Annotated in this window: 17 protein-coding genes; all 17 read right to left on the bottom strand. The window is 36.3% G+C overall.

From position 1 onward, the window contains the following. Nucleotides 1-30: 30 nt before the first annotated feature. Nucleotides 31-1,050, bottom strand: a complete 1,020-nt coding sequence (gene galE / locus AC1M9N_RS11030; RefSeq protein WP_481954765.1) for a UDP-glucose 4-epimerase GalE — start codon at nt 1,048-1,050, stop codon at nt 31-33. After that, nucleotides 1,043-2,716 carry a glucose-6-phosphate isomerase gene (pgi, locus tag AC1M9N_RS11025; protein ID WP_481954764.1) on the bottom strand — a complete coding sequence of 558 codons (1,674 nt, stop codon included), beginning with the start codon at nt 2,714-2,716 and terminating at the stop codon, nt 1,043-1,045. Before pgi ends, galE begins: the two co-directional genes overlap by 8 nt. Then, complete coding sequence (locus AC1M9N_RS11020) at nt 2,716-3,972, bottom strand: nucleotide sugar dehydrogenase (protein ID WP_481954763.1); 1,257 nt, start codon at nt 3,970-3,972, stop codon at nt 2,716-2,718. Before AC1M9N_RS11020 ends, pgi begins: the two co-directional genes overlap by 1 nt. Nucleotides 3,973-3,985: 13 nt before the next feature. Next, nucleotides 3,986-4,864 (bottom strand): UTP--glucose-1-phosphate uridylyltransferase GalU, encoded by an 879-nt coding sequence (galU, locus tag AC1M9N_RS11015; RefSeq protein ID WP_481954762.1) that lies wholly within the window; start codon nt 4,862-4,864, stop codon nt 3,986-3,988. 51 nt (nt 4,865-4,915) lie between these two features. Then, nucleotides 4,916-6,790, bottom strand: a complete 1,875-nt coding sequence (locus tag AC1M9N_RS11010; RefSeq protein WP_481954761.1) for a polysaccharide biosynthesis protein — start codon at nt 6,788-6,790, stop codon at nt 4,916-4,918. Nucleotides 6,791-6,854: 64 nt separating this feature from the next. Next, nucleotides 6,855-7,376, bottom strand: coding sequence for a PglD-related sugar-binding protein (locus AC1M9N_RS11005; RefSeq protein ID WP_481954760.1), 522 nt, complete (start codon nt 7,374-7,376; stop codon nt 6,855-6,857). Beyond that, the gene (locus AC1M9N_RS11000; protein ID WP_481954759.1) at nt 7,369-8,367 is read right to left on the bottom strand and encodes an MraY family glycosyltransferase; all 999 of its coding nucleotides are present in this window, start codon (nt 8,365-8,367) and stop codon (nt 7,369-7,371) included. Before AC1M9N_RS11000 ends, AC1M9N_RS11005 begins: the two co-directional genes overlap by 8 nt. A 40-nt stretch (nt 8,368-8,407) precedes the next feature. Further along, entirely contained in the window at nt 8,408-9,634 is a 1,227-nt protein-coding gene (locus AC1M9N_RS10995; protein WP_481954758.1) for a glycosyltransferase family 4 protein, read from the bottom strand. Nucleotides 9,635-9,755: 121 nt separating this feature from the next. Next, nucleotides 9,756-10,874, bottom strand: coding sequence for a non-hydrolyzing UDP-N-acetylglucosamine 2-epimerase (gene wecB / locus AC1M9N_RS10990; protein ID WP_481954757.1), 1,119 nt, complete (start codon nt 10,872-10,874; stop codon nt 9,756-9,758). Between the two features lie 14 nt (nt 10,875-10,888). Beyond that, complete coding sequence (locus AC1M9N_RS10985) at nt 10,889-12,037, bottom strand: glycosyltransferase (protein WP_481954756.1); 1,149 nt, start codon at nt 12,035-12,037, stop codon at nt 10,889-10,891. 16 nt (nt 12,038-12,053) lie between these two features. Then, on the bottom strand, nt 12,054-13,166 hold the full coding sequence (locus AC1M9N_RS10980; protein ID WP_481954755.1) for a glycosyltransferase family protein: 1,113 nt from the start codon (nt 13,164-13,166) through the stop codon (nt 12,054-12,056). Between the two features lie 48 nt (nt 13,167-13,214). Continuing rightward, nucleotides 13,215-14,540: an O-antigen polymerase gene (locus tag AC1M9N_RS10975; protein ID WP_481954754.1), complete on the bottom strand. Its 1,326-nt coding sequence runs from the start codon at nt 14,538-14,540 to the stop codon at nt 13,215-13,217. Nucleotide 14,541: 1 nt separating this feature from the next. After that, a complete protein-coding gene (locus AC1M9N_RS10970; RefSeq protein WP_481954753.1) occupies nt 14,542-15,813 on the bottom strand; it encodes a lipopolysaccharide biosynthesis protein in 1,272 nt (423 codons plus the stop codon). 3 nt (nt 15,814-15,816) lie between these two features. Then, entirely contained in the window at nt 15,817-16,902 is a 1,086-nt protein-coding gene (locus AC1M9N_RS10965) for a DegT/DnrJ/EryC1/StrS family aminotransferase (protein ID WP_481954752.1), read from the bottom strand. 2 nt (nt 16,903-16,904) lie between these two features. Then, nucleotides 16,905-17,486, bottom strand: coding sequence for a UDP-2-acetamido-3-amino-2,3-dideoxy-D-glucuronate N-acetyltransferase (wbpD, locus tag AC1M9N_RS10960; RefSeq protein ID WP_481954751.1), 582 nt, complete (start codon nt 17,484-17,486; stop codon nt 16,905-16,907). Nucleotides 17,487-17,500: 14 nt separating this feature from the next. Further along, nucleotides 17,501-18,445 carry a Gfo/Idh/MocA family protein gene (locus tag AC1M9N_RS10955; RefSeq protein ID WP_092767955.1) on the bottom strand — a complete coding sequence of 315 codons (945 nt, stop codon included), beginning with the start codon at nt 18,443-18,445 and terminating at the stop codon, nt 17,501-17,503. Between the two features lie 32 nt (nt 18,446-18,477). Beyond that, complete coding sequence (tviB, locus tag AC1M9N_RS10950; RefSeq protein WP_481954750.1) at nt 18,478-19,776, bottom strand: Vi polysaccharide biosynthesis UDP-N-acetylglucosamine C-6 dehydrogenase TviB; 1,299 nt, start codon at nt 19,774-19,776, stop codon at nt 18,478-18,480. Nucleotides 19,777-19,959: the final 183 nt, after the last annotated feature.

The raw sequence follows: 19,959 nt of genomic DNA, 5'->3' as shown, positions 1-19,959 counted from the left end.
AAAATGGAGCGTTGTAACGCTCCATTTTTTTTATTCATGATAGCCATTTGGATTTTGTTTTTGCCAATTCCAGCTATCTGCCAACATATCTTCAAGCTTATATTGTGCAGACCAGCCCAGCTCGTTAAATGCTCGTGAACTATCTGCATAAAAGCAAGGTAAATCCCCTGCTCTTTTCTCTACAAACTCGTATGGAATTTTAACCCCATTCACTGCCTCAAAAGTTTTAACTACTTCTAAAACAGAAACTGGCACACCTGTACCAATATTCCATGCTCGACATCCTTGAGCATTTAATCGATTTTCTATCGCTAGCACATGCGCTTTGGCCAAATCGACCACATGAATAAAATCGCGTTCACATGTACCATCAGCAGTCGGATAATCTGAACCAAAAATCGAAAGTTTGTCACGACGCCCGACTGCAACCTGTGTAACAAAAGGCATTAAATTATTCGGAATCCCTTGCGGATCTTCCCCAATTTGACCACTCTTATGTGCGCCAACAGGATTAAAATAACGCAGTAAAGCAATTGACCAAAGTGGATTGGCTCGTGCTGTCTTTACTAACAGTTGCTCCACCACCATTTTGGTATAGCCATAATTATTATTGGGCATACTTAGCGGCATATTTTCCTGATACGGTGATGGATTTGTCTCACCATAAACCGTTGCAGAAGAACTAAACACCAAATTAAAGACTTGGGCACGCTCCATCGCTTGAAACAGACTAATCGAACCAGAAATATTATTCTCAAAATACTTCAATGGGATTTGCTGACTTTCCCCAACCGCTTTTAAACCAGCAAAATGAATCACGGCATTAATCTGATGATCTTGGAAAATTTGATCCAAAATCGCTTGATCAAGAATATCACCCTGGACAAAATCTAAAGATTTAGACGTTAAAGCTTGAACGCGATTTAAAGATTCTGGTGAGCTATTGGACAAGTTATCCAATACGACAACCTCGTGCCCTGCATTGAGCAATTCAACACAGGTATGCGAACCAATATAACCAGCACCACCCGTCACTAATACTTTAGGCATTGTCTTTTCCCATCAATATTTGTATTAAACCTTGTGTCGACGCATCAAGCTTGGACAAATCACTTTGTTCACCATTTAGAATCGGCAAGAGTTGATTGGCAATTTCTTTACCCTTTTCAACCCCCCATTGGTCAAAAGGATTAATATTCCAAATGACAGATTGCACAAATACTTTATGCTCATACAAAGCAATCAACATACCCAAACTATAAGGATTGAGCTCATCCATCAATATCGTCGTGCTGGGCTGATTACCTTCATATTGTTTATAGAGCGGCAATCCCTCAAGCTCTTGAGGATTTAAAGCATCATTGCCAAAGGCTAATAATCGTGACTGAGCTAAACAATTGGATAACGCGAGATAATGCTGTTGCTTAAGCGCCTCGGCATTATCCACATAGGTATATTGGTCACCATTATAACGTTTGATGGGCGCTATAAAATCACTGCTGACCGCTTGTGTACCCTGATGCAGTAACTGATAAAAAGCATGTTGCGCATTGGGGCCAACTTCACCCCATACAATCGGGCAGGTATCTAACGTAGTCTTCTCACCATTGCGTTGCACAGACTTACCGTTAGACTCCATTTCTAATTGTTGCAAATACGCAGCAAAATATTTGAGTCGTCCATCGTAGGGTAAAACTGCATGGGTTTTCATTGCTAGAAAGTTACTATTCCACACTCCCAGCAATCCCATCAACACCGGAATATTGTGTGAAAAAGCGGTGCTTTGAAAATGCTGGTCAATTGCATAGGCCCCTGCGAGCAGTTGCTTGAACCCCTCAACGCCAATACTTAATGCGATTGGTAATCCAATACATGACCATAATGAATAACGACCACCCACCCAATCCCAAAGGAGCAGTTGATTTTCAGGGGAAATTCCCCATTCGGTCATTTTCTCAGGCTTGGTTGACACCCCAATAAAATGGTGTTTTAGAATAGTAAGCTCTTCACCCAATGCTTTTTCAAGCCACAAGCGCGCCGTTTGTGCATTGGATAAAGTATCAATGGTGCCAAAGGACTTGGAAGAGATAATGAACAACGTCGTTTCAGGACGAAGTTTGTGTAATAAGTCAGACAGCTGACTTCCATCCATAGTCGATACAAAATGCACATTCAGAGGTTTTTGAGTGGTTTGTTTAAAATCCGAGAGCGCATGGCTGACCATCAATGGACCTAGGTCCGATCCACCCACTCCAATATTGACAACATCTTGAATCACTTCACCTGATGCACCACGATACTGCCCCATATGTATCTTCTCAACCAAAGCATACATACGATCAAGTTGCTGATGCACTTGATTGGCGATCTGTGAATGCTCAGCATGATCTTGCGGCAAGCGTAATGCCCAATGCATGGCTGCTCGACTTTCAGTATAGTTGATCCGCTCTTCAGAAAATAAGCGCTTAATCCAACCCGCTAAGTCACAGCTTTGAGCTAGATTGACCAAGGCATCCAGCACAGAGCGATCAACACGCTGCTTACTATAATCGAAAATGAGTGGCTCGAAATGAATCGCACAATTTTGAAAGCGATTAAAATCTTGCTGAAAAAAATCACGTAAATGTTGACGTGTAAGTTGTTTTTTTAAAAGCTCGAGATTAGAAAACGCTTGTTCAACAGCAACTGAATTACATTCCTGATTTGGCTGTTCCATTAACGCCCTACTCCTTTATAAGCAAAGCCTTGCGACTTCACATATTCGGGATTTAAAATATTACGACCATCTAAAATTAAAGCATGTTGCATGATTTTCTTAAGGATTTGATAGTTTGGACACCAATACTGTTTCCACGCTGTGAGGATACAAAGCGCATGCGCATCATCTACTGCTTCATATTGATCTTGGCAATAAATTAAATCATCGCGCTGACCATATACCTTTTCAATTTCACTCAAGGCTTGTGGATCATGAAGTTTCACGATCACCCCTTGTGCCCATAAAGCTTTTAACATGGCATGAATGGGGGATTGTTGAATACGAGCCGTATTTTCTTTAAAAGAAGCCCCCCAAATCGTCACGACTTTGTCTTTCAGATCCCCTTGAAAATGATTCCATAATTTTCGAAAGAGGATTTCCTTTTGTTGTTCGTTAATTTCCCAAACTTGTGCTAAAAGCTGACTCTTGGCCCCAGTACCAGAAACGGTGCTCGCCAAGGTTTGCACATCATGCGAGAAATTTTCCCCACCAAACCCTGCACCTGGATATAAATAAGAAGGACCAATACGACTATCTGCCGCTAAGCCTTGGCGTACATGCTCGATATCGATACCTAATTTTTCGGCGACAACAGCTAAATCATTGATATAACTGATTCTGGTCGCCAGCATGCCAGATACGCTTAACTTGGTAAATTCCGCATCTAACACAGGCATAAATAGATATTGTTGCTCACGTGGAAAGAGCGGTCGTAATAACTCTTGTAATACACGCTTAGCACGATCACTCTCACAACCAACGACCAGTTGTGAGGTTTGCGTCAGGCTACGTAATGCATTTCCTTCTTGGATCACATCGGGTACATAAACCCAATCATCTTCAGGCAATAGTTCAGCAAACTTTTGGGTTCCATGTAAACCTAATGTGGATGCATTAATCATTAATTTAGGATGACTGATTGTGCGATGTTTGAGGGCTTTGAGTATTTCAATGCCTTGCAATTGCTCAGTCGGATTAAAACTAAAAAAATAGGCATCCACATCAAGGGGAATCGCTGCAAATGTACAGTATTTTATTGCACCAGACTGATGTAATTTCTCAAGCAGCTGTTGTACAGATTGATCTTGAGCATACACCTGTTCCGATGCTGGTTTTTTTAAAAGATCACACCAGAAGACTTGATGGCCATATTCAGCCAACAATGCTGCCATCACCCCTGCATACAAGGTCTGACCAAATACTGCAATATTCATAGCGATACTCGTTTTAAAGTTTTAAGTCTTTAATCATGACTTTAAAAGCTTCGCCTAAACTTGGGTGATCCATACCGTAATGCAATACCGCTTTTAAATAACCCAGCTTGCTTCCACAGTCAAAGGTTTGACCCTTCATACGATAGGCTTCTACCACATCTGTTTGTTGAAGCATCGCGATTGCATCGGTGAGTTGGATTTCATTGCCCGCACCTTTTGGTGTTTGTTCAAGCAATTGCATGATTTTTGCAGGTAAAATATAACGCCCTACTACAGATAAGTTCGATGGTGCTGTACCCACTGCAGGTTTTTCAACAATACCTTGCATTTGGATACTTTGCCCCTCAAGCGGTGACTCAGCCACATCCACAATCCCATATTGATCGACCATCTGGTCAGGGACAGCTTCAACCATAATTTGTGATGCTTTTGATTCGTTATATCGCTGAATCATCAAGCTCAAGTCATTAGCCGCTGACGAATCTTTGACTAAAACATCTGGAAGTAATACTGCAAAATCATCATCACCTACCACATCTTTTGCACACAGTACGGCATGCCCTAAACCTAAAGGTTGTGGCTGACGCACACTGATCACGCTCACATGCGCGGGCAAAATTTCGGTAATTTCTTTGAGTAAATCAAATTTCTTTTTTTGTTCTAAGGTCGTTTCCAGCTCAAAACTACGGTCGAAGTAGTTTTCAATAGATGCTTTTGAAGCATGTGTGACTAAAATAATTTGTTCAATACCCGCAGCAATCGCTTCTTTGACCACATATTCAATCGCAGGACGATCGACCACCGTCACCATTTCCTTAGGAATCGATTTGCTCGCAGGTAAAAAACGTGTACCAAGACCGGCTACAGGCAAAACTGCTTTCTTAATTGACATAATACAACTCTTCAAAATTTTGATAATTGCAAATGTCAATTTGCAATTATTTTAGTTTACGCGAATTTCAGCACCGCGTTGATATCCATCTACATAGTATTCTAGTTGAGTTAACACCCAATCAACATCTTCATGTGTTGCGGTTAAATCATAGAAACGGTCAAATATGGGTAAAATTTCATCCAAAGGATACGATTTTTCAAACGATCTTAGAATCCGACTATGCTCGGTAATCTGTGTATCTTCTTGATCGATTAATAATTCCTCATATAACTTTTCACCTGGACGTAAACCTGAATACTGAATCGCAATATCACCTGTTTGTGATCCTTCTTCACGGACGGTTAATCCACTGAGTGAAATCATTTGTCGCGCCAAATCTTGAATACGGACTGGCTCCCCCATATCCAACAAGAATACGTCTCCACCCTCACCTAAAGCGCCGGCTTGAATCACCAACTGAGAAGCTTCTGGAATGGTCATAAAGTATCGTGTAACTTCAGGATGCGTCACTGTAATTGGACCACCCTTCGCAATCTGTTGCTTGAAAAGCGGAACCACTGAACCCGATGAGCCGAGCACATTGCCAAAACGTACAATACTCACCTGAGTGTGATCTTGAGCCTCTGCCATCGCTTGACAATAGAGCTCCGCCATACGCTTAGTAGCCCCCATGACATTGGTAGGACGAACCGCTTTATCCGTTGAAATTAGCACAAATGTTTCCACTTGATTTCGTACAGCTGCATTTAAACTAAAGGCCGTACCGACTGCATTATTTTTTACACCTGCAATCGGGTTACACTCCACCAAAGGGACATGTTTGTATGCCGCTGCATGATAAACAGTTTGTACTTGATATTGTGCGATGACACGCTCGAGCTTCTGCTGATCCAGTACTGTGCCTAAGATTGGAATAATGGTTAACTCTGTTTTTTGGCGCAATTCTTTATCGATGCTATACAGTGCAAATTCAGTCAATTCATATAAGACCAAAAGCTTAGGTTGATTTTTGATAATTTGACGACATAGTTCAGACCCAATCGACCCACCCGCACCAGTAACCATCACAATTTTATTGGTGATATTTTTTGAAAGTAGATGGGCGACAGGAGGTACAGGATCACGACCGAGCAAGTCAATAATATCGACTTCTTGAATATCCGACAGTCGTATTTCACCATCAACCAGTTTTGTTAAGCCTGGAATCTCGGTAATTTTTAAATGTGCAGGTTCTAAATTTTTAATAATTTCTGTTTTACGTTGACGCCCCACCGAAGGCAAAGCAATCAGAATTTCATTGACTTGATGCTTGTTCAGCACTTTTTCCGCATCTGCTGCATGATAGACTTTTAATCCACCAATATTCTTCGCGGCAAGCGTAACATCATCATCTAAAAAAAGCACAGGTAAATGTTCATCAGAATTATTCAGCATGGCTGCCACTTGTTGACCTGCAAAACCTGCTCCATAAATGGCAATTCTTTTTCTTGGGATATCTGCATGTAATACATATTTAACTAAAGCCCTAATGATCCCTCGACTGAGCCAAATCCATGCAAACATCATAAATCCAAACATCAACGGAATTGAGGTCGGAATAAATGCATGAGTAAAATAAGCTAAAGCGTATAGTGCTAAAACAGTGAGTGTTGTCGCTAAACCTAACTGGAAAATGAAGGCTTCGTTAAAGGCTCTTACAATAAAACTATAGATTCGTGCTAAGCCCAATGCACAAACTGCAATCAAAGATACCCAAAGAGATCCAAAAGCCAGATTCGGCACAACTTCTACGCCTAAATCAAACTGGCGAATGGCATAACATAGCCAAATCAGAATAGGAAAAATAAACAAATCTAAAGCCACTAAAAATATTTGTTTTAATGCTCTAGAACTCGCTGCTAAGCTTATAATTAAATTTTTCACATAGACCTTCTTTCATATTGATCGTTATGCATTAATTGATGAGTGATTTGAATATATCAATGTATTACTTCAAAATCGCATTCTCTTCAATTAATTCTCCCCCAGCGCATTTAACGCCAACACTTAAATGTGCATATTCACTGACCACGACATCATGGTCAAGAAGTACACCTAAATTTAATAAGACACCATTTTTAATAATCACATTGGAGCTTAATATACAACCCGCCATAATTGAAACGCCCTTTCCAATTTTTACACTCGGACTGATAATTGTGCTTGGATGTATGATAGTAGCCAAAGGTATATCATGCGCCATAAGAATTTCATGCCATTTGCGTCTAATTTGATTATTTCCTACAGCAGCAATGCCCTCAACATACTTATTTTCAATCCATTCTTTTAAACCCACTATATTTGAAACAACTTTAAATCCATTGATTACCTTCTTGTTCGGCCATTGATCATCCACAAAATAGATATTAGACCACCGATTTAACAATTGTGCGACTTCAGCCAATGCTTGACCATAACCACCAGCGCCTAGAATGAGTAATTCAGGTAAAGTTGTATTTTGCTCAGGCATCAGGATTCCCTGCTTTTAGGAAAACTGCTATGAGTACCAAAGGTAAATAAGCAATTAAAACACCCAGTTCAGGCATAACAAAATATTCTTGAACTGTGAAGTAAGCGATTGGGAATAGCCATAAGATATTAATCAATAGAACACCCATGGTCACTGGCGTATGACTTCCCCATTTGCGTGATAAAATTTGATAGCCATGACTTCGATGCGCGTCATACATTTTGTAGCCACTCAATACACGTTTAACAAGTGTATATGTTGCATCTACAATAAAGACACCTAGGCAAATAATCCATGCACAAAACAGCCCTAAATTTTCTTTTAAAGCAATAAGGGCCAAAATACCTAATGTTAAACCTAAAAAGCCGCTACAGGCATCACCCATAAAAATCTTAGCTTTGGGAAAATTCCATAATAAAAAACCAAATACAGAAGCTGCGAGTAATAAAAGAAGATCCGTATTTAAAGATGAACTCAGAACATAGTATAAAATTGCCATGCTGACTGTCGTGGTGATTGCTTCAACACTGGCGATACCATTAATACCATCCATAAAGTTGTATAAGTTTAATAACCACACCAAAAAAAGAGCAGCAATAATATTGGCGATAACGCCAAGCTCTAAACCATTAAAGACAGTGACTTCACTAAAACCGCCCAAACTTATTACAACACCAATTGCAACCAAAAAATGGATTGCTAAACGTAGCATGGAGTTGATATGCCCATGGTCATCGAGAAAGCCCAGTAAAGCAATGATAAATCCTGCAGCCATAAGCGTTAACCCAATATATAATGTCAACTGTTGGTTATACATCAGCACTAGCAGTGCTAATAAATAACTACAGACTACAGCAACACCACCACCTCGCGGCGTGGGTACACTGTGGGAGCTACGTTCATTAGGATTATCTATGATATTTTTTTTAAGTGCATAAGCTCGCATTAGATATGTGAAACCAAACGCTAAAATAAAAAAAATAATAGCCATATATACAACCATGTCAGATATACCTTTTAACTAAAATAGACTATTTTAGTAATTCTAAAATTTTCCTAGATAATTGTTTATATTGTAAATTTTCAGTTGCAAAATTATGGCCATTGATCCCCATTTGATCTCTTTCAACTTGGGTCATATTTTTAATAGAGCGTATAGCTGTTAAAATTGCTTTTGGATCTTCAGCCTCAACAGTTATTCCGGCATTTGCAATTTCAACTGGATCACCATTACCCGAAAAAGCATGAATAATTGGGCGCCCGGAGTATAGATATTCAGGCAATTTATTTGGTGCTATACCAAAGCGGTATAAAGAATTTTTATGCCAGCCAATATAACAAGCATCAAAGAGAGTAAGCATTGATTGAATTTGCTTTTTAGGTATAGGATCAATAAACGTGATATTGGTTAAGTCTAAACTCGACACTCTGTCTTGCATGCTTTGTTTCTCTTTACCACCACCAACTAAAACATAATGGATAGTTTCATCATCCCGACTAAGCACTGCAGCATCGATTAAAGTATCTATCGCATTCGCTACACCAATTGTTCCAGTATAGCCAATAATAAATTTATTCTTAGGAACTAATGAAATCGTCTGATCTAGCAAAGGCTCGGGGTGAGCTACTTCATCCAATGAAAATCCATTTGGAATCCAATGAAATTTACCCTTAACCATTCCTCTAGACTGCATATGTTCGACAGCATTAAATAAGTTAGAAATTACAAAATCAGATTTTTTATAAGCACAATCTTCAATCCATTGCATTAGACGAATAAAGGGATGATTTTTGGTATAACCGCCTAATTCTAATAAAGTGAGAGGCCAAATATCCCGTACTTCAAAACAATATTTAGCTTTATAAAAATTGGCTAACCATTTAGAACCTAGATAACCTATAGGTGAAGGAGACGAAAATAGAATTAAATCCGGTTTTTCTTGAATCACCGTTCTAAGCTGTCTAATTTTGTTTGAAAAAATAAACCAATTAAAAACACGTTGTTTGCTATGTGCTTCAGCATATTCTGGTAGCTTAACCCAAACAAATTGCATGTTTTCAGAAATTTGTTCAATTTTAAAATCGTCTTGAAGCTGGGGGGGCTTACGCAGTAGATGACTAGAACTGCTTGCAATTAAAAAAACCTGATGACCTTGCTTGGCCAGTTCTTCAGCTAAATAATAATGACGCCCCCCCATCCCTGTTTCAGGAGTAGAGGCGTATTGATTAATGATCCAAATTTTCTTTTGTTTTTTCATAAGAATTTAAATTTTATAAAAACCATATAATACATACTCTACTTTAAATGTCCTTAAAATTTAATCAATTACTAAAAGCTAGACATTAATATTGATTGGCTTTATACATATACAAAATTGTTTAGAGCTGCTTTAGAAATTCTACGATTTTTTGAGAAGCCGTGCCATCACCATATGGATTGTGAGCTTCTGCCATTTTAGAATATATAGCAGGATTTGTTAACAACTCAGTAACAGCTTCCTCTATACTTTTTGAGTTGGTACCAACTAGTCGCACAGTTCCTGCTTCAACGGCCTCCGGCCGTTCAGTAGTATCACGCATAACCAAAACCGGTTTAGCCAAAGAAGGTGCTTCTTCTTGTATCCCACCTGAATCTGTTAAAATCAAATAAGACGAACGCATTAAATAAACAAATGGTAAATAATCTTGAGGATTAATTAAAAAAACATTATCTATATTGGATAACATTTTTTTAACAGGCTCCTGTACGTTAGGATTTAAGTGAACAGGGTATACTATTTGTATTTCTGGATACTTAGTTGCTAGGTTAGTCAAAGCCTGACAGATATCCAGGAAACCTTGACCAAAATTTTCTCTCCGGTGACCAGTAACAAGTATCATTTTTTTATTTTTGTCGAGAAAACTGAATTGCTCGTTAAATTGAGCAACTAGTTTTTTATTCATATGTATACTATTACTTATCTGCAGTAGAGCATCTATGACCGTATTCCCTGTAATCACAATATTTTTAGGATCAACATTTTCCTTTATCAAATTATTAAATGAAGATTTTGTTGGAGCAAAATGATAATTAGCTAGAACACCTGTTAACTTTCTATTCCCTTCTTCTGGCCAAGGAGAATACAAATTACCAGTTCTTAAACCAGCTTCGATATGACCTATTTTTATTTTATGATAAAAAGCCGATAAAGATGTAGCAAAAGTCGTCGTGGTATCACCATGCACTAACACTAAATCTGGAGTCCACTCTCTAAAAACACCATTCAATCCATCTAAAATATTTGAGGTAATATCTGATAGAGTTTGATTCGGTTTCATCAAATTTAAATCAAAATCAGGAGTTAAATTAAATAAATCTAAAACCTGGTCTAACATCTGTCTATGTTGTCCGGTTACACATATTTTTGTATCAAAATTCAGATTTCGCTGCAATTCCAATACCAAAGGAGCCATTTTAATCGCTTCTGGCCTAGTTCCAAATACACATAAAATTTTCATAAGCAAAGACCAATTCAAGATAATATAAACTTAAGCTCTTTAGACGCAAGTTTTTGGGGGTCAAATTTTTCTATACTAGCAATATCATTCAAAGAAACTAAGTCATCAATATTGATCTGTTTTTTAATAAACAAATCATTTTCAACAAATGTTACATTGGAAAAACCATCCAACATTTCATGACACACAGGCAGATCAGAAACAATTATAGGAATGCCATAGCTTGCCATTTCACACATCATCACACCTTGGGCATCTAAGCGTGTAGGCATAACAGCAGCTTTATAATTGTCTAATAAATTAGGAATGTCTTTTTGCTCAATAAATTTATTAATATGACGGACATTACTTGGTATAGGATTGTAAGAAAAAAATTCTCCTTTACCATAGATATCAAATGTTAATGATGGATTAGCTTTAGCCAATTCAACCACTAAATCAACTGCATATTTAGCCCCATTTAATGGTCGGATCGTCACAAAATCAGAAAATTCAGAAAATTCAGAAAATTCAGAAAATTCAGAAAATTCAGAAAATTCAGAAAATTCAGAAAATTCAGAAAATTCAGAAAATTCAGAAAATTCAGAAAAACTATTGTAGTTATACTTTCCTTCATAAAAAGCATAATTGATGGGATTATTCACTACAATTTCATTTTGAAAATTATTTTTACCTATCGAATCATGTGCAGCTTCTCTCATCCATTCACTTACATAAATTGCAGAGACTTTATCTAAATTTAAAAAAAGCTTTAAAACTTTTAATTTAAAAAAATCATAACATAATCTAAGAAACGAATGCTCACTGCTTTTTTCCCAACTATAGGGTTTAGGATAATACCGACTCATAAAAAGTATCTCATGCCCATGAAATACGAAAACAATTTTTTTGATTTGAGCATAATTTTTATAAATTATTCTTAAATGATTTCTTAAATTAGGAGCATGAGAAACGATAGCATCATACTCCTCAAAGTTCAAAGCAGTACTAGAAGATACTACTCTTACAGCTTCATAAACATAATTTTCTTTAGAACTAAAACTTAAGACAGTAACATCCACACCTAGTTTGATATATTCTATATTTCTACTATGAATAAAACCCATGCTATAAATATTATGAGGGCTTGGATAACTCTCGCTTAATACAAGTATTTTTTTCACTTTCTTACCTAAAAAATTAATCTAAAATCTCGGATAAATCATTCATAACTTGAAAAACTCGACTTTCCCAAGTTTCTTCCAACCTTACTCTATAAACGTTGGCCAGTTTATCCTCTATATTTGAGTTATCCAATGTTTTTAACAAGCTAATTAAGGAGTCAACCGTATAATCAATTGACCAACCTATCCCATTCAAACTAATATAATTTCCAACCAAAGTATTGTTACAAGCAATAACTGGTTTGGCTCTTCCAAGATACTCATATAATTTAAATGGAACTGCAAACTCCCAATAGTCTTTAGGTTCTACAAATAAAACTGCTATATGTGACTTTCTATAAAGTTCATCTAATTCTAAACCACTTTGATGTACTATTTTGATATTTTTAGGTACTTGACCATAATCATCTTCAACTTTTAACCAATCATCTTTTCTAGTACATACTGTTAATTCAACATCTTGGCACACTTTCATAGCTGCAAATAAATTGTCTAGCTTATATCCCTCCCCTACGCCTCCAACATATAGCAGCTCTAAAGGTCTATTTAAATCTACTCGATCAACTAAACTATTTAAATCATGTGCAGGAGGTAGAGCTTTTACTTTTTTTAAATCGATATAGTCAACATATTTAGCCATTTCTATTGATGGTAAATAAAATACATCAACCAACTCACTATATTTCCTCAAGTCAAAATTATAAAAAAATAATGCAATTTGCTTTTTATACCAAGGCAAACCAATACCATAGTGATCAAATTTCCAATGAATGTCTCGATAAAATAAACCAATTTTTATATTTTTTGCTTTTAAAAATTTGAAAAAATTAAAATCCATAAGAGGGTTAAAAGGCAAATGACTTGGGTCAGTCAAAGCTGTTGGCATAGTCGAGCTTTCTGAATAAACAAAACTATACTTAAATCCATTTTTAATTTTTTCTTTTATTTTTTTAATAGCAGTACGTCGTTCATCTGTATAACCCACAACTAAATCCACATTGAAACCAAAATCCTGAAAAGCTTTTAAAATTTTTTGAGGTCGTATTCCACTAGCAGATTTAGAGTTTAAATCCAAAGGAAATGGGCAATGAAAAATCATATTCATTTTTCTAGAACTTAAATCATCCATACTCTTTTTCAATTTCAATCTCTGTATATATTCAACGAAGTATTTAAACTACTTACCATAAATTCTAAAATTCACAAAATATTTTACAATAAACAAGAAAGACAAAACAACAAACAAACCAGGATTATATATAAACTCATTAACACCACCCGTTAAAGGAAGTTTACAACATAAATATGCATATATACCCAAATTTAAAGGATTTTTATCTGAATAAATAAATGCTGAATAAATCAACTGAATAACAAAGCCAACCCAAAAAACTGATAATAAAACCCCCATCACACCCCAATTTGCCCACGCTTCAGCAATAAACAAAGTATTAACAACACCGGCCACACCGTCAATAACACCTTGATTATTTACAGAAAACATTATTTCTCTTGCCATTCTTTCCCTAGGTTCACCTATAAGATCAGTTAACGATGCGAATCCGATATGATCATGTACATATGGATATAAATCAAACGACAAATACGTTCCAAATGCTTGGGATATTACCAATCTACCTATGATACCTGAGTTATAAGAGCTAAATAGATCTAAAATTTTGCCATCAAACCCTGTTATTAAATAAAATATTATTAACAATGCCAAAGACAATGAAAAATACTTAAAAATCTTAAAATAATTAATATTATCACCTAAGGCCACTTTTATAAAAAAGAAACCTAACAAATAAAATATTAAAGGTGATTTAGCATAATCAAATGTCACAGCACAAATACTTGAAAAAAATAAAACAACAAAAAATATTAAATCAGTTTTTTCTCGATATAAGCGATAATAACAATAAAAAATATAGGAAAAAATAGGTGTTAAAATTAAACCAAAGATATTTTTAATATATACAATCCCAGAAAATCCACGCCCAACATCTTGTCTTAGATTTGCAATATCCAATCCAGAAATATACCCTTGAAATGGATACATCCCTACGCTGGCATATGAATAAAAAACTGACATTACTGAAATAAAACTAAAAAAGTATAGAATATTACGAAAAGCAATATCTTTGATAGATATAACCGAAACTAATTTTTTATCTATATATTTTTTTAATGCGATCCTATTATTTGTTTTTTTCCTAATGAAAATTAAGGTTAACCACATAGATATTGGCAAAAATATCATACAATATTGTACAGCCAACCAACCATATATACGTGAATCCTCAAAATATATTTTACTAACTCCATAGTGCCCATCAATATGATTAACAACTAAAATAGAAGCAATAAAAGATTGTATTACTAATGAATACCAAAATACCCACGAAATCATATTCATTTTTTTTAAACTTAAGCTTCCAGAGGCTTTTTTAAAAAAATAAAAAGAGAGAACAAATGAAAACATTGAAAACATTAAAAACATATCAAGTTCTCAGCATCTTTATACATCGTAAAATTACCAAAAAATATATTAAATAAAAAATAAATCCTGATGCTATATAATAGAATACAGATTCATTTTTATAAGAAATTGCGATAAATAAAAGAACAATAACTCTTAGAAAAAATCCAAAAATTTGTAAAGCCAATGCAATTTTCTGTTTTTTAATGACATGTAAGCTCATTGAAACTGGCGAAGTAACTATTTGCATAAAAAACCAAGGAATCATATATAAAATATACATACCCAAATCCTTCCACTCTTCACCTAATATAAAACCAAATATAAATGGACTTAAACATGCAAGCAAAAGAAAAGGAGCTAAGGCCAATTTGAATATTTTAGCAACAATTTGTTTAGTATAGTTATATAATTGACCATTTTCTAAATACTGATTTGCATTAGCAAGATAGACTTGAGAAATTGATGTACCAATCAATCCCATTGGGATACCCAAAATTTTCATAGCCATCATTAAAAAACCAACTTCTGGTCCTACAACAAATGAAGCAATAATAATTAAAGGTAATTGGATAGCGCTAGTATTAGCTAATGCCTCGAATGTAGAATATTTAGGAAAATTACTATATTTTGAAAAAGTTTCTTTTAATGGTCCATGCTTTACCAAGTCTAAATCTTTTTTTGCGCTTATAGCCAATTTAAATAGCCCACCAGAGAAATTTAAAAGCTGCCCAACAATCAACCCACCAAACCCAACAGAAAACATACCACCAGCTAAACTTGCAGCATTTCCAGATATAGCTTGTGTCATACGAGTTTTAGCAATATCTTTAAAACGTTTATGTCGTGTTGCCCAAAACTGGAGGGCAGAATAAAACCCTGATACAAGTACACCAAGTGGAATTAACCAAATCCAGTAAGATAGCTGATCAATTATTTTATAATGTTGTATGTATGGATAACTTATAAAAAGTACTGCATAAAGAATTATGCTAAAAATTGTATTACTCAAAAAAGACAAGAGCAATAAAGCCTTTCCATCATTTTCATTTTCTGGAATAGGGATGGCTATATCAAATCTTAAGCATGAAATTACAGCTAAAATAGCCACTATTGCAACATACACACCTAAAACTGAATAGTCTTCTGGAGTATATAAACGCGTTAATATGGGTAAACACAAAAAACCAATTAACTGAGCAAAAGCAGTACCTCCAACCAAGACGGATACTGCTTTTAAAAAGCCCCCTTGTGCATTTAACTTTGCATTAACTTTATCAAGAAGGCTTTTCACAACTTATTTACTCAAAAGTGCCGCAACAATCTTTTCTTGCGCTTCTGCAGTCAAGTAAGGATGCATTGGCAAACTCATTACGCGCTCAGCAATTGCATCACCAACAGGTAAGCTTACATTCTCATTAGCTACTGCTGGCTGCTTATTCAATGGAATTGGGTAATGTACCGCTGTAGGAATACCCCGCTCTTTCAGCTTCGCTTGTACATCATCACGACTTTCAACTTGAATGGTATATTGCGCCCATGCACTCTGATTATGGGCTTCAATACATGGTGTAGTATCAATACCCGCCTCATTAAACAATTTGGTATAGGTTTCTGCTACACGCTGACGTGCTTGCATTTCTTCATCCAAAATTTCAAGTTTTGGTAAAAGAATGGCAGCTTGTAATGTATCCAAACGACTATTCATACCTACACGAATGTGATGATAACGACGGTCTTGACCATGTCGTGCAATTTGGCGAATCACTTTTGCCAGTTCATCATCATTGGTAAAAATCGCACCACCGTCCCCATAGCAACCTAAAGGCTTACTTGGGAAGAAACTTGTACAAGCTACAGTAGTTAAGTTACAACTTTTACGACCTTTATAGGTTGCACCAAAGCTTTGCGCTGCATCTTCAATAACAGGAATATTATATTTCGCTGCAATTGCATTGATTGCATCAAAATCAGCGCATTGACCGTACAAGCTTACTGGAATAATTGCTTTCGTACGCGGGGTTATCGCTGCTTCTAGTTGTTCAACATCCAAATTATATGTTTTTGGATTAACATCGACATAGACAGGCGTCGCACCCAATATTGCAACTGTTTCAGCTGTTGCAATATAGGTAAATCCGGGCGTAATCACTTCATCACCCGGACCGATACCAAACGCCATTTGTGCAATTTGTAAGGCATCGGTACCATTTGCACATGTAATACAGTATTTTGCACCGACATAAGCAGCAAGTTTTTCTTCTAACTCTTTTACCTCAGGACCTAAAATGTATTGACCATGTGTTAATACATTTTGAATACCCGCTTCAATCTTATCTTTTAAACGAGCTTGCTGAGCTTTTAAATCAATAAATTCAATCATGTTTATGCCTGTTCTTTGATTACAGTGCTACCAGACAATCGGTATATCGCACCTGTATGTGAACACACAGATTCTGCATGACCAGTTAAAGGTAAATCTAACTGTTCACCGAACTCACTCATCCAACCAATTTGTTTTGCTGGAACACCTACCATCAATGCATACGCCGGTACGTCTTTATTAATGACTGCACCAGCACCGACAAACGAATATTCACCAATCGTCACACCACAAACAATGGTACAGTTCGCACCCAGTGTTGCACCTTTTTTAACTAAGGTATTACGATATTGGTCTTTGCGTTCAATTAAAGAGCGAGGGTTATACACATTGGTGAAAACCATGCTTGGTCCACAAAATACACCTTCTTCCAAGGTCACGTTATCGTATACCGACACGTTATTTTGAACTTTACAATGGTCGCCAATGACGACTTTATTGCCAACGAATACGTTTTGTCCTAAAGATACGCCTTGACCGATTTTGGCACCGCCACATACGTGAACAAAATGCCAAACTCGCGAATCGCTTCCTATTTGCGCACCTTCATCAACAATCGCTGTTTCATGTTGATAAAAATTCATAATCATTCCCTGATTTATTTTACTTTAGCTAATAATGGATGTGGATTCGCAGGATTTTCCACAATAGGAGCAACACGAATAACTTCCACTGTTTCAATTGCTGCTCGGTTTTCTTCCACACCGTAGCCTTTGCCTTCCAAAATACGTTGATAACTCTGGGTATGTAAATCTGTAAAGCCACCTGAAAATTCTAATTCTTCATTTTCAATCGTAATACTACGGTAAGTAAGCTTTTCACCTTTTACAGCATTCGACGGCAAATTATTTGCATCGATAGACAAGAACCAACGAACACGAGCACGTTCATATTCTAAATAACCTGATGCAGTTTTTTCATCACGGTAATGAACTTCATTTTTTACAATTTTACCGAAGATAAAATGCAGCATGTCGTAGAAATGCACACCAATATTGGTTGCTACCCCACCTGATTTATTATCAACACCTTTCCAAGATTTTAAGTACCATTTACCACGTGAAGTCAGATATGTTAAGTCAACATCAAATACTTTATCTGCTGGCGCAGCTTGTACTTTATCGCGTAAAGCAATAATGGATGGGTGTAAACGTAACTGAAGAATTGAATTTACTTTAGCACCATATTGTTTTTCATATTCAGACAATAAATTAAGATCTTCTGAATTAAGAACCAATGGTTTTTCACAAATTACATCGATGCCGTTTTTTAAGGCATACTTCATATGAGGTGCATGTAGATAGTTCGGTGAACAAATCGCAACATAATCCAGTTTTTCACCTTTGAGCTTTTGATCCTCTACATAAGCTTCAAACTCTTCAAACTCAGTAAAGAATTCAGCTTCAGGAAAATGACTATCCATAATCCCTACTGAATCATTTACGTCCATTGCAACAGCCAAAGTGTTACCTGTTTCTTTAATTGCTTTTAAGTGACGTGGTGCGATGTATCCTGCCGCACCTATAAGGGCAAATTTCTTCATTCTATAAACTTCTTTCAAACATTTAAATAATATTAGAGACGGAATACTGTAAAGCCTTCAGCAGTTAATTGCTCGCGATCAAATAAGCTTTTTACATCTGCCAAAACAGGCTTATCTCCACGGACGTATTCGCGCAGTTGAGTTGCCGTCATATGGCGAAACTCATTGTGTCCCACAGCGACAACCAAACTATCCACCTGATTTTCAGAGTTCACGACACCTAATTCAATACCGTATTCATGCTTAACTTCTTCTGCATCCGCCCAAGGATCACAAACAACCACGTTAACATTCCATTGTTTAAACTCATTAATAACATCTGCAATTTTACTATTACGAATATCGGGACAATTTTCTTTAAAAGTTACACCTAATACACCTACAGTTGCTGTAGTGACATCAATGCCATTTTGAATCATGCGTTTAATCGTAGAGTGAGCAACATAACGAGACATATCGTCATTAATACGACGACCCGCTAAAATCACCTGCGGGTTATAACCTACTTCTTCCGCTTTGTGTGTTAAATAATATGGATCAACACCAATACAGTGACCACCGACTAGACCTGGACGGAAAGGTAAGAAATTCCACTTACTTCCTGCTGCCTCTAATACATCTAGAGTATCAATATTTAATCGATCAAATATCACGGAGAGCTCATTCACTAAAGCAATATTAATATCACGTTGTGTATTCTCGATGACTTTCGCTGCTTCAGCTACTTTAATGCTTGATGCTTTGTGTGTTCCTGCTGTGATAATGGACAAATAGACTTGATCAACAAATTCAGCTACTTCAGGTGTACTACCACTGGTTATCTTTTTAATTTTAGTCAGCGTATTTACTTTATCGCCTGGGTTAATGCGTTCAGGACTATAACCAGCAAAGAAGTCTTGGTTAAATTTCAAGCCAGACACTTGCTCTAATACTGGAATACAAACTTCCTCTGTAGCTCCTGGATAAACAGTAGATTCATAGACAACTATATCCCCCTTTTTAATCACCTGCCCCAAACTCGCACTGGCTTTTTTTAGAGGAGTTAAATCAGGACGGTTTGCTTCATCCACCGGTGTTGGGACTGTCACAATAAAAAAGTTACATTGTTTTAAATCTTCTAAATCCGCTGAAAAGCTTAATTGTTTTGATTCCGATAATTGTTGTGGTGAAACTTCCAATGTGTGATCTTGACCACTTTTTAACTCATCAACGCGTTTATGATGAATATCAAATCCTACAACAGGTATTTTCTTCCCAAATTCTACTGCTAATGGCAGGCCTACATAACCTAAACCAATCACTGCTATTTTTAAATTCGATACATTCAGCATCCGTTATACCTTATAGTATTTAATATCAATTTAACGGCGCCTAATATAACAGATCCCAAATTAAATATTGATGTAAAATGATCACAATTGAAAAAAATAATTACATAACTCCATGATCTTAATCACAATCAAGCAACAAAAAAGGGTTTTATATTCACATTGGCGCTAGGCGTTATAGGTTTA

It is taken from the genome of Acinetobacter sp. ANC_7655 (assembly GCF_056784015.1).
The sequence above is the reverse complement of the archived record's forward strand: the minus strand, read 5'-3'. Positions and strand labels throughout refer to the sequence as shown.

Bases quoted from the DNA above. Each gene is read 5' to 3' on its own strand.
- galE (WP_481954765.1), bottom strand. From the start codon at position 1,050: ATGCCTAAAGTATTAGTGACGGGTGGTGCTGGTTATATTGGTTCGCAT.
- pgi (WP_481954764.1), bottom strand. From the start codon at position 2,716: ATGGAACAGCCAAATCAGGAATGTAATTCAGTTGCTGTTGAACAAGCG.
- AC1M9N_RS11020 (WP_481954763.1), bottom strand. From the start codon at position 3,972: ATGAATATTGCAGTATTTGGTCAGACCTTGTATGCAGGGGTGATGGCA.
- galU (WP_481954762.1), bottom strand. From the start codon at position 4,864: ATGTCAATTAAGAAAGCAGTTTTGCCTGTAGCCGGTCTTGGTACACGT.
- AC1M9N_RS11005 (WP_481954760.1), bottom strand. From the start codon at position 7,376: ATGCCTGAGCAAAATACAACTTTACCTGAATTACTCATTCTAGGCGCT.
- AC1M9N_RS11000 (WP_481954759.1), bottom strand. From the start codon at position 8,367: ATGGCTATTATTTTTTTTATTTTAGCGTTTGGTTTCACATATCTAATG.
- AC1M9N_RS10995 (WP_481954758.1), bottom strand. From the start codon at position 9,634: ATGAAAAAACAAAAGAAAATTTGGATCATTAATCAATACGCCTCTACT.
- wecB (WP_481954757.1), bottom strand. From the start codon at position 10,874: ATGAAAATTTTATGTGTATTTGGAACTAGGCCAGAAGCGATTAAAATG.
- AC1M9N_RS10980 (WP_481954755.1), bottom strand. From the start codon at position 13,166: ATGGATGATTTAAGTTCTAGAAAAATGAATATGATTTTTCATTGCCCA.
- AC1M9N_RS10975 (WP_481954754.1), bottom strand. From the start codon at position 14,540: ATGTTTTTAATGTTTTCAATGTTTTCATTTGTTCTCTCTTTTTATTTT.
- AC1M9N_RS10965 (WP_481954752.1), bottom strand. From the start codon at position 16,902: ATGATTGAATTTATTGATTTAAAAGCTCAGCAAGCTCGTTTAAAAGAT.
- wbpD (WP_481954751.1), bottom strand. From the start codon at position 17,486: ATGAATTTTTATCAACATGAAACAGCGATTGTTGATGAAGGTGCGCAA.
- AC1M9N_RS10955 (WP_092767955.1), bottom strand. From the start codon at position 18,445: ATGAAGAAATTTGCCCTTATAGGTGCGGCAGGATACATCGCACCACGT.
- tviB (WP_481954750.1), bottom strand. From the start codon at position 19,776: ATGCTGAATGTATCGAATTTAAAAATAGCAGTGATTGGTTTAGGTTAT.